10 protein-coding genes and 1 tRNA gene are annotated in these 10,921 nt (G+C 64.8%); 5 read left to right on the top strand and 6 right to left on the bottom strand.

The features are described 5' to 3' along the window. Positions 1-286 precede the first annotated feature (286 nt). On the top strand, positions 287-811 hold the full coding sequence (locus tag MJD61_09975) for a DUF4143 domain-containing protein (GenBank protein MCG8555596.1): 525 nt from the start codon (positions 287-289) through the stop codon (positions 809-811). A gap of 210 nt (positions 812-1,021) precedes the next feature. Here MJD61_09975 and MJD61_09970 read toward each other — a convergent pair whose 3' ends face one another. The 3 genes from MJD61_09970 to MJD61_09960 all read right to left on the bottom strand — a co-directional run bounded on the left by MJD61_09970 (position 1,022) and on the right by MJD61_09960 (position 1,710). Next, a complete protein-coding gene (locus MJD61_09970) occupies positions 1,022-1,258 on the bottom strand; it encodes a hypothetical protein (protein ID MCG8555595.1) in 237 nt (78 codons plus the stop codon). Between the two features lie 78 nt (positions 1,259-1,336). Then, positions 1,337-1,522 (bottom strand): hypothetical protein, encoded by a 186-nt coding sequence (locus MJD61_09965; GenBank protein ID MCG8555594.1) that lies wholly within the window; start codon positions 1,520-1,522, stop codon positions 1,337-1,339. 114 nt (positions 1,523-1,636) lie between these two features. Further along, a tRNA-Pro gene (locus tag MJD61_09960) sits at positions 1,637-1,710 on the bottom strand. Between the two features lie 160 nt (positions 1,711-1,870). Between MJD61_09960 and MJD61_09955 the strand changes: the two genes are divergently transcribed. The 4 genes from MJD61_09955 to pyk all read left to right on the top strand — a co-directional run bounded on the left by MJD61_09955 (position 1,871) and on the right by pyk (position 7,640). After that, positions 1,871-3,022 carry an AAA family ATPase gene (locus MJD61_09955; GenBank protein ID MCG8555593.1) on the top strand — a complete coding sequence of 384 codons (1,152 nt, stop codon included), beginning with the start codon at positions 1,871-1,873 and terminating at the stop codon, positions 3,020-3,022. 128 nt (positions 3,023-3,150) lie between these two features. Then, entirely contained in the window at positions 3,151-4,683 is a 1,533-nt protein-coding gene (locus MJD61_09950) for an NTP transferase domain-containing protein (GenBank protein ID MCG8555592.1), read from the top strand. 201 nt (positions 4,684-4,884) lie between these two features. After that, on the top strand, positions 4,885-5,943 hold the full coding sequence (locus tag MJD61_09945) for a hypothetical protein (protein MCG8555591.1): 1,059 nt from the start codon (positions 4,885-4,887) through the stop codon (positions 5,941-5,943). A 269-nt stretch (positions 5,944-6,212) separates the two neighbouring features. Then, positions 6,213-7,640 (top strand): pyruvate kinase, encoded by a 1,428-nt coding sequence (gene pyk, locus MJD61_09940; protein MCG8555590.1) that lies wholly within the window; start codon positions 6,213-6,215, stop codon positions 7,638-7,640. A gap of 198 nt (positions 7,641-7,838) precedes the next feature. Here pyk and MJD61_09935 read toward each other — a convergent pair whose 3' ends face one another. The 3 genes from MJD61_09935 to MJD61_09925 all read right to left on the bottom strand — a co-directional run bounded on the left by MJD61_09935 (position 7,839) and on the right by MJD61_09925 (position 10,581). Next, entirely contained in the window at positions 7,839-9,107 is a 1,269-nt protein-coding gene (locus tag MJD61_09935; protein MCG8555589.1) for a 6-phosphofructokinase, read from the bottom strand. A 64-nt stretch (positions 9,108-9,171) separates the two neighbouring features. Next, positions 9,172-9,774 carry a CDP-alcohol phosphatidyltransferase family protein gene (locus MJD61_09930; GenBank protein MCG8555588.1) on the bottom strand — a complete coding sequence of 201 codons (603 nt, stop codon included), beginning with the start codon at positions 9,772-9,774 and terminating at the stop codon, positions 9,172-9,174. A gap of 264 nt (positions 9,775-10,038) precedes the next feature. After that, on the bottom strand, positions 10,039-10,581 hold the full coding sequence (locus MJD61_09925; protein MCG8555587.1) for a rhodanese-like domain-containing protein: 543 nt from the start codon (positions 10,579-10,581) through the stop codon (positions 10,039-10,041). Positions 10,582-10,921: the final 340 nt, after the last annotated feature.

Below are 10,921 nucleotides of genomic sequence, written 5' to 3'. Positions count from 1 at the left end.
GAGCAGCTCATCGCCCCGCGCAAGCGCACAGCTGGCTCCTCCACCCGCGTCTACCGTCGTGCCCCAGGGCTCCACGACCAGAAGCATGCCCGTGCTCGAGCCGGCGGCACCGCCAGCATCCGGCAAGGTCCCATGGGCAGCGGAGCAACCCCCGAGCACCGGCATGCAGACGGCCCATACACATCTGCTCAAAACACGACGGGCAAGCCGCTCGCGTGCTCGGATCCACGATCCACTACCATCCGATTTGTTCAGCATTTGCCCTAATCCGCGAACATAGCGCGCTATGCCTTGGCACTCCACCTCCCAGAAGCTGGAAGATCTCGTCGGGCTGGGTTCCGTGATTCTTCTGGAAGAAGCGTACCTGGTGGCGCCACTCGAGAAGTACGCTGCGCGGCCGGCGCGACGGCGGGCTGCGCCACCCAAACTCGTCCCGCTCAACAATGCGCTGTGCGCGGTGGTGGACCCAGGCGGAGTGCCAGATGCTCAGCGCGAGCCGGAGCGCTTCGGGCGCTGGGTCGAAAACGCCTGCCTGGCGTTTGCATGGAACGCGGGTCAGAGCGTTCGCTATTGGCGACAGGAGCCGCTTGAAGTCGATGCCGTTACCGAGGGAAGCTGGGGTGCGTGGGCGATCGAGGTCAAGACTGGCTCCTTCGGGTCCACCGACCTGCGGGGGCTCCTCGAGTTCACCCACCGCGCTCCGGATCACCAGCCATTGCTGGTTTGCGATCCGGCGCAGCTGCAGGTCGCAGCGCGACTGGGTGTGGAGGCAAGAGACTGGCAGAGGTTCCTGCTGGAGGGCCCGGCATAGCCCCCACCGGGCTCCCTTGTCTCGGTCTCTTCCGAAGCATCCTGCTTCCAAGCGTCCACAAGGTCAGCCTGACTGCTGGGAGCGCCGAGCAGGGCGTCCAGATTCGGGCACCACGGTCCGGAAACTCGGATCGAATTCCCGGACCGTTGTACTGGCACGCCGATCGCGAACTAACGCTTCGGGATGGGCGCTAGCTTAGCCCAAGCCAAGCTAGGATCCCTGGATGGTCGCGTCGTAGGCTTGAGCGGGCTGACCGAGCGGATGGCAGCTGAAGCAGCTGACGGCGTTTTCGCTGGCGGAGTCGCTCGCCGGTAGCTGCAAGAGCGTGGCCATCGTCGGCACCACCCTATCCGACATGAAGCGTACGACATTCGGCTGGTCACGCATGCTCTGCTGGCGCTCCGGCGCCTGCAGGGGATACACGCTGGGCAGCGAGGGATTCGGCATCGCGAAACCACGATCCATCGCGTCGCCGCCGTGGCACGTCGTGCAAGCGAAGTCGGAGTAGCGGGCAGGGTCGTGCCCCTAGAACAGCTTGCCCATGGTGGGCATGACGCTGGCAACCATATGTTCGCCGCGCTCGTCCTTGCTCATGAGCTCCCATTGCTCGGGAGGTCCCCGGAGCAGCGTAGGCGTCGAGGGGCTCGGGCTTTGTAGCAGACAGCAGCCGCTCGACAGCGCGGCCACGCAGGCGAGCAATCGCGTGCTCATAGCCGTTGACTGTCGCCAAGCTGCACGGCACTGTCAACGTGACGGGCAGCGTGATGGCACACAGCGAGGCGAAGGACCCGCGCCCAGGATCGAACCCCGGGCCCGTCGAGTCGGTCGGGGAGGCCGGATTCGAACCGACGACCTCCTGCTCCCAAAGCAGGCGCACTACCAGGCTGTGCAACTCCCCGTCGATGACCGCGCATCCCACGTGGGGCGCCCCCTTTTCAGGGGCCCGGCAACATAGCCGAGTCCCAGCTTCCGCTCAAGCCGCGCCGCTTCGCTGCTGCTGTGTTGATCGCAGGACAGAGCCGCGCCGCTGACCCCCCCGGCCATGCTACAGTCGCGGCGATGAGCCTTGCACCGCTGGTCGATACGCACCGGATCGTGGTTTGCGTAGGCTCGGGCGGGGTGGGCAAGACCACGACCTCGGCAGCTCTCTCGGTGTTTGCAGCCATGCAGGGCAAGCGTGTGCTCAGCCTGACCATCGATCCCGCCAAGCGGCTGGCCGACAGCCGTGGCCTCTCGGAGCTCGGACCCGATGTCCAGCGCATCCCAAACGCGCTGTTCGAACGCAACGGGCTTCGCTGCAAGGGCAGTCTGTCGGCCATGATGCTGGACACCAAGCGCGTGTTCGATCAGCTGATCGAGCGACACGCGAGAAGCGAGCGCGCCCGCGAGCGCATCTTGGCGAACCAGATCTATCAGTACGTGTCGACCTCGCTTGCAGGCACTCAGCAGTACATGGCGATGGAGAAGCTCTTCGAAGTACGAGAAGATCAGCATTACGACTTGGTGATGCTGGACACGCCGCCGACCCGCGACGTGCTGGATTTCCTGGAGGCGCCGGCCCGGCTAACGACCGCCATCGACTCACCTGCCGTGCGCTGGCTCGTGCACAGCCTCGACGGGAGATTATCGCTGCTGCGAAAGAGCGCCACGGTGGTCATGCGTGGCCTTTCGCGTTTCACCGGTGCGGGCTTTCTGACCCAGGTGGCCAGCTTCGTCCGGGACATCGACGATCTTTTCGGGGGGTTTCGACAGCGGGCGCAGCGTGTCGCTCAGGTCCTGCGCGACGCGAGCGTCGCCTTCGTGCTGGTGACGAGCCCACACCCCCAGAACGTGGGTGAGGCTGCGTTCCTCAGTCGAAAGCTGCGTGAAACAGGCATCGTGTGTCGGGGCGTGGTCATCAACCGTGTTCATCGTTCGCTCACGCAAACGAGCGCGGGACAAGGCAGTTTGGCTGCGGAGCTTCGGGCCCTTGGAATGGGCGAGACGCCGGCCGCGGCGCTGCTCGAGCAGATGATGCGTGCGGCAAACGACGAGCAAGCGCTAGCCTCCGGCGATAAGATGGGCATCGCGCGCCTGGAGCGGAGTCTGCCGAGCGCTACTCCGTGCATCCAGGTGCCGGCGTTTGACCACGATGTGCACGACCTGGCGGCTCTTGCCAGCGTCGCTGCATACCTTGCAGGCACCCGAACGTTAGAATCCGCCCCAGAATAGCTCTTCCGCTTTCGCCGGCTCCGACCACCGTTGGCTGTTTTGCTCGCGCCTTGCCAGCGGCGCCCTGCCCTGGCCGATCCAGAAAGGCTATTCTTGGACAGGTCCTTACTCAAAGGAGCACGGCACAGGTGACGACTTCTTCGACGTTTGCAGCCATCGTACTGGCCGCCGGCCAGGGCGGGCGCATGCGCAGCAGCATACCCAAGCCTCTGCATTCGCTGGCAGGGCGCCCGATGATCAGCTACCCCGTGCAGGCAGCCCTCGACGCCGGTGCCTCCCAGGTGATCGTCGTGCTGGGCGATCAAGCCGCGCAGGTGCACGCCGAGCTGCGTGCCCGCTTCCGCAAACGGCTGGTGTGCGTTGCGCAGGCCGAGCCGCGAGGCACCTTGGACGCGGCACGTTGCGGCATCGAGGCCATGGGCCGCGACGTGGCATGGGCGCTCGTGCTTCCCGCCGACATGCCGCTGATCAGCGCGGCCGCGCTTCGCTCCCTGCTCGATACCGCGACCGCGGGCGAGGCGCCCTTGACCTTGCTGACGAGCCGGCAGACCGTGCCCCGGGGGGGCGCTCCAATCGTGCGAAACGCGGCCGGCAGCGTCGTTGCTTGCCGCGAGCATGCACACACTAGCCGCCGGGAGTTGGCGACTGACGAGGTGAGCGCTGGCCTCTACGCGGTTGAGCGAGGCTTCTTCTTGAATGCTCTCAGCAAGCTTGAAGAGGGGCGTGGGGGTGCAGCGGATGTGGACGGCACGAACAGCACGGACAGCGCCGCCGGCGCAGACGCGGCCGCAGCTGTTGCCGCCGCGCAGGACGCCGATCCAGGGGCCGAGCGCCCGCCCCACGAAAAGCAGCTAGGAGACCTGGTGGCGCTGGCGGTTGGCGCGGGTGGCGTGCAGGCTTGTTGCTGGAGCTCCGAAGAGACCCTCGATGCCAACGATCTGGCGGAGCTCAGCCAGCGGCAGCGCGTCTTGCGCCTGCGTATCGCGATGCAGCACGCGTCTCGGGGAGTCATCTTGCGCGACCCGACCACGGCATACATCGACGCGGACGTTCGGATCGAGCCGGATGCCGTCATCGAAGCCATGGTCAGCCTGCGTGGCACCACCCATGTCGCTTCCGGCGCGCACATCGATGTGGGCTGTGTACTCGACAACGTACGCGTGGGCGCAGGGGCACGCATCAAGCCCTACACGGTCGCACAAGACAGCGAAATCGAGCGCGATGCCCAGATCGGACCGTTCTCGCATCTACGCCCCCAATCGCACATAGGCCGCGACGCGCGTGTGGGCAACTTCGTCGAGACCAAGAAGACCCGGCTTGGCACGGGCTCGAAAGCCAATCATCTGACCTATCTCGGCGACGGCGTCATCGGAGCGGGGGTGAACATCGGGGCGGGCACGATCTTCTGCAACTACGACGGGTTCAACAAGCACACGACCACGCTCGAGGACGGCTGCTTCGTGGGCAGCGACTCGCAGCTCGTCGCTCCCGTTACCATCGGTACGGGCGCCTACGTGGCAAGCGGCACCACCGTTACCCGCGATGTGCCAGCGGACGCGCTGGCCATCGGACGCGCCGCTCAGCTCAACAAGCCGGGAAAAGCTCGCGAGCTCAAGGGCCGTTTGGCTGGTCGCAGGCGCGCCGGTCGCGGCAAACCATGACCCACCTCGCGCTGGCAACGGTTGACCGCGTGCCGGCCTGGTCCAACGGGGTTACGCTAATCCCAATAGACCAAGCCTTGGAAGCGAGATCGAGGAGGGTCCAGGATTCCTTCGTACACCCGTACTGTATCAATATACTATCAACGCAAAGCGGCCGTTGTGCTTGGCGCTCGGGTTCGCGTTGGTTGGTGCAGGAGGTAGATGCGGGCGCACTGGAAAGAGCAACGGGGCCTGCGCGTGGCGAGCCTGTTGCTCGCTGCAGCCGGTGCGGTTGGGCATCTAACCGCACAAGCGCAGAGCCGGCCCCGGCCCGCCGCGCCTCGCGTGCAGGACCTCGCGGAGCACAAGACGCACTGGCGGGCGACCCGACTGGCGGCACCGACCCCCGGGGGGTCGATCCTTTCCACACGCGGGCGCCCGGCGGTTTCGCCGCCAAGCGCGGCATCGGCGCTCGCACCGGTTCCCGCCCGACGTTCGGCCGGCACTGCCCAGCGTCTGAGTGATCCCCGCGCCGGCGCGACAGCCGGCTCGGACGCCGGGCTGGCCCCCCCGCGCTCGACGACGCGCGTGGTGGCGACCGCTGCAGGAGGCAGGAAGATCGTACGCGAGCGCGTGCGCACGCAGGTGGTAGGAAGCCCCGGCGAGACCACCGACGAGGGGGCGGGCGCAGGTGACTGGTTCGATCCGTTGTTGGTGGAGACCTTTGCGGGACCCTCGTATTTGCTCATGATGCTGGGGCACAGCCTCCCGACCGATGCCGCCGGCATCGCGGCGGCGGCACCGACCATCGATCCAAACAGGGCTCGAGCCGGCGACTTCGTAGATGCTGTGCGAGCCAGTGGTCACAACATGGGAATAGCTGCTTCCATGCGTCTGGCCTTCCTGTCGCTGGGTGCCCGATTCTCCTACGCGAGGTACGACCGAATCACCATAACGACCGTGACCGGCGAACTGGCACTGCGAGCGCACGGCAGCGTGATGGAGGGCTACCTGGGTGTCGGCCTGGGTGGTGGCTACCTCGGAGGGGTGCCTCGCGAGCGTGTGAGCGCGACCAGCGGCCTGGCGCTGCGCACCGGACTCGGGCTTCAGTTCCTGCTGGGCAGGCACGTGGGCCTTGGCGTCGGAGTCAACGTCGAGGGCTTGTTCCTGGCTGGCAAGGGCATTGCCCCCGGGCAACTGGGCAAGCTCAACATGGAGGACACCGATCACCCGCTCGGTGTTCAGTTCCCTGCCCACGTCACCCTGTCCCTACGTCTGTAGCCATGCGCTGGCGGTCGACGCCGGCAACGCCCGGCCGGCCTGCCACCAACCCCGACGTGCGCCGGAGCCAGCGCGAGTAACCCGTCAAGCCCCAGGGAACCGGGTTTCAGGCGAAGCCGTCGCTGAAGCGAAGACCCCCGTGAACGGTTAACACCGCGAAGACCGTAGACACGAACGCAGCGTTCAGGCCATACAGTGTAGCTCTTCCGCCACGGTCTGATACCGAACGGAAACCACCCGGTCCAAGTTTGCGAAAGGTCCCCCCCTCCATGTCCCAGCCGGAACGACGAGACTTTCGACACACCAAGATCATGTGCACCATCGGCCCATCCAGCCAATCGATCGAGATGCTGGAAGCGCTGGCTACCGCCGGCATGAACGTCGCGCGCCTCAACATGTCGCACGGCAGCCACGAGACCCATCGCGTGGTCATCGAGCGCATCAAGCGGCTCAACGAGAAACTGAATCACCCGGTGGCTATCCTGGTCGACCTGCAGGGCCCGGAAATCCGCACCGGTAGCGTCGAACATTCGATGGAGCTCGTCCGCGGGGACGTCGTATACTTGACGGTCAATAACGACGACGACCCCACCGCACGCAGCATCTTCGTCAACTACCCCGGCCTCGTGCAGGACGTGAGCGTCGGGGACCGCATTACCCTCGACAACGGGCTCATCAACCTCGAGGTCATCGACATGGAGCGGCAGCGTGTCCGTGCAAAGGTGATCGACGGCGGCAGGCTGGGATCCCGAAAGCACGTCAATCTGCCCGGAGTCGACGTCAAGCTCCCAGGTATCACCGACAAGGATCGGGCGGATATTGCGTTCGCCATCGACGAGGGCGCCGATTTCATAGCGCCGTCCTTTGTGCGCAGAGCGGAAGACGTAACCGAGATTCGCAGCATCATCACGAGCCGCAACCATCATGCCAAGCTCGTTTCCAAGATCGAAAACCAGCAGGGCATCGACAATTTCGATGGCATTCTTGCGGTAAGCGACGCCATCATGGTCGCCCGAGGAGACTTGGGGGTCGAAATCGACATCGCGCAGCTCCCGCTGCATCAGCGCATGCTGTGCCGCAAATGCGTGGAAGCGGGCAAACCCGTGGTTGTTGCCACCCACATCCTCGAATCGATGGTCGTCAACCCGTTTCCCACCCGAGCCGAGGTCACCGACGTCGCGAATGCAACCTACGAGCAGGCAGATGCCATCATGCTCAGCGCCGAAACCGCAAACGGTAAACACCCGGTTCGCTGCGTCGAGATGCTAGCCAACATCGCTCGACGCTGCGAGAAGGAGCCGAACCTGGGCAGACACCTGACGCGCGAGCCCAAGGACGCGCGCGATACACTCGCACGGAGCGCTTGCCGCATCGCCGACGCCATCCATGCTCCCGCGATCGTCGCGATCACGCGCCATGGGACCATCGGACAGCTTGTAGCAAGCTTCCGGCCTGAACGAGCCATCATCTACGCCTTTACGGACAGCGACGAAGTGAGGCAGCGCCTCTGGTTGTGGCGATCCATCGTTCCCTTTGTAATGGAGTTCTCGAAGGACCCGGAAGGGACGATTCGCCAAGCCTTCGAGTGGCTGCGAGCAAGAAACCGCGTGCTGCCGGGCGATCCCATCGTCGTGATGTCCGACACCGCGGCAGGCCAAGCGAAGTTCACAAGCCTGCAGGTGCGAATCTTCGAGTAAGGGCCCGCGGAAGAATAACTCGGGTGTTTCGGTGAGGACTGGGCGCCGCTGGCGAGGCGCGACGACCGAGGACGAAAGCCGGCCTGGCGCCATGCTGACTAGCCGACTTTCTGTCTGAAATGCAGTTTCTGTCCAGAATGGATGCCAGGGCGAGCGCGCCGAGGACGAAAGCCGGCCTGGCGCCATTCTGGACAGAAACTAGACGACGAAGCGAATCGGGGGAGGTTCATCCTTCACCAAATACTCGAATTGCTCCCGGAATTGCTCCAGGGTGAGACCTGCCGCTGCCGCGAATTTCGCCAGCTCGTGGTCGTCGGCAAAATCATCGCGACGCAGCCTGAGCATATAGCGCCTCGCAATGCGATAATGCTCGGTGTTGATGTCGACCATGCGCACACGCGTCCTGCCCGTGTCGGGATCGAGCATGTCGGTGAAGGGGACAGGCTTGAAGACGCCACGCTGGATGGTAATCATGGCTCCCGTGCCCCCTTCTAGGAGATACTTCGAGGCGCAGTAGCCCAAATCCCGCGTGTACTCCATGTCGAACGGAATCGGATCGGTGCAGCGCAGCTCGTAGCCGATGTTCTTGGACACCACCGTGCTCTTGAGGCCGAGCTCGCGCAGGCGCGCGAGCACGCCACGTTTGAGCAGGTCGCCGAAGTTGATTTCCGCGATGCGCAAGTGCCCGTGGGCGTCGTACTCGACGTTTCCCGCGGCGGCGATTTCGTCCTCGGCCATCCGTTCGACCAGCCCTTCGGCCAGCACGGCCACGCCGTCGGCTCGCCCGTAGCTCAGCCGCTTGATGATGGAGCCCGTCAGGATATCGACGACATTGCGAACCGAAATGGTACCCGAGGTAAACTCTTCCGGAATGATGGTGACCGTCGCTCCGGCCGCCTTGCCGATACCGAGTGCAAGATGCCCCGCCTTGCGACCCATGGCCACGACCAAGTACCAGCGCGAGGTGGTGTAGGCATCGGTAAGCAGCGCCTTGACCAGACCGACGCCTGCATGGCGTGCAGTCTGGTAGCCGAACGTCGGAATGCTCTCGGGCAGGTCGAGGTCGTTGTCGATGGTTTTGGGCACGTGCACCACGTTCAGCCGGCCCTCGGCGTGCTTCGCCAAAGCCATGGCACTGAACGCCGTGTCATCCCCGCCGATGGTTACGAGCTGGCCCACGTTGAGGCGCTTCAGCGCCTCGAGCGCCGCCTCGACGTAGCGTGGATCGCGAGTCGGGTTGGCGCGCGACGTGCCGAGCACGGAGCCGCCGCTGAAATGGATCCGGCTTACATCCTCGATGGTGAGAGGCACGACCTGGTTCACGTCACCCTGCATGATCCATTGAAAACCGTCGCGGATACCTATCACTTCAACGCCGGCGAGACGCGCACGGATGCTGGCCGCACCGATCACACTGTTTATGCCCGGGGCTGGGCCGCCACCCACCAGGATCGCCATGCTCTTCATGTGTTACCTTCGGGGGGCAGCCTAGAGGCTGACGCCGGCTTTGCCAAGTGCGATGGATGGACTCTTAGGGCTGGTGGTGCGTCAACGCGGTGGCGACATAGTGCGCCACGGCCAGCAGACCGAGAATGGCGGACAGCCATGCCATGGTGGCGAGGGCGGGGCTGCTGACCATGGCCAGAGCGCAAGCCACGAACTGCGCCACCGTACACAGCTTGCCCGGCCAGCGAGCAGTCAGTGAACGGCTGCGGCGCCACGCCACCGGCATGGCCCGGTAGCCCACCAGGAAGGGTGTCAGCAGGATCTCTCGCGTCACCACCAGCAGCATCAGGTGAATCGGTGCTTCATGAGCCCACGCGATGGCGGCTGCCGTGGAAAGCACGAAGACCTTGTCGCAGAAGGGGTCGAGCCATGCCCCCAAATCGGACTGAGCCTTGGCCTTGTCAGGAGCCAATCGCGAGCGCTCGGAGCGCGCCACCCAGCCATCCAGGGCGTCCGACACGGCAGCCGCAACAACCATGGCCGCGACGAACTTCGGTTCGTGCGCGTGAAACCACACAAGCACTCCCATGGGGATGCGCACGAGGCTCAGCAGGTTGGGCAAGGTACCCCACGACGCACGAGCGGGACCTTCTTGTACGACATTGGCAGGCATGCTGTCGCTGTTCATTGCTGTAGTATCGCTATTCATCGCCGGGTCAATCTCAAAACATGGGCGGCGCGGCCCGTAGGCAGTACGTCGGGCCCGCGGACGCCACCGGCTGCTTCCCAGCTACTGTCCTTGGAACCGAAGTCCCCGCTCCTCGGAGCGTCGAGTACGTACTCGCACGCAGGCCGGTTGGCCAGCGAGGAATGCACAAAATGGCCTCGCGCCCGCACGAATCGCCCCGAGCATGAGAGGCGGGTCCTTACGGCCGCGCGCCTGCCCTGCGGGTCAGGACCCTTGGTAGGCGGTCACGCGCTGCCCCGCCTTCTTCCATCCTGCCACACCAGCAGGCAGGATGTTGACCTGCGAATAGCCTGCGGCGACTGCTCGCTGCGCTGCGCTCTTGGACGCCGAGCACTCGTCGTTGCTGCAGTAGAACACGAGGTCTTGGCCCTTGGCCGCGGGCAGCTCGGACAGATCGTACTCGCGGTAGTGACTTAGCAAGGTAGCCGTGGGAATCGTCCCGTACTTCTTGCGCGTGTCTTCTCCGTTGACGTCGAACACGGCCACGGATTTCGCTTCGATGCGCTCTGCCAGGCCGGCGACATCCAAGGTGCCGATCTTGGACTCCTGAGCGGGCGGCTTCTCGAACTCCGCGGCGGGATTCGGCGCCACCGCCTTCGGGGCCTGTGCAGCAGACCCCCGCGCTTGGCCGGCTTGGGTGCCGGGCCCGCGCGCCGCGGGCGGCTTGGCTCCATCACCGCCCTTGCTGCACGCAGCAACAAGAGCCAGCGACAGTAGGGGCAGAAAGGTCCGGACCAACTTCAGCATGACGAGCCTCCAGCGTTGGCAACAGCTTGGGGACGCAGCTTAGCAGGATTCAGCAGGATCTCGAACCGGGGCACCGAACAGTTTGAATGGAACCGTTCAGGCCCCAGGAAGTCGGGTCTTCAGGCGGTTTTCTGGGCGAGCGCGCCCGCAGGAATCGCCCGAGGAGTGCCGTGCGGCTGCGGTTCAGATCAGCTGCAGCGCAGGGTGAGGCCGAGGACGAAAGCCGCCCAGAAAGCCGCCTGGAAAGCCGTCGTCGAGGCGAGCACCACGGTGAACGGTTACGTAACTTCTCAAAAAGTGGTGGCGATGGAATTGGGGCAGGGGCTGAAAAAGGGGATGT

Source organism: Pseudomonadota bacterium, from assembly GCA_022361155.1.
Lineage (GTDB): Bacteria > Myxococcota_A > Polyangia > Polyangiales > JAKSBK01 > JAKSBK01.
The sequence above is the reverse complement of the archived record's forward strand: the minus strand, read 5'-3'. Positions and strand labels throughout refer to the sequence as shown.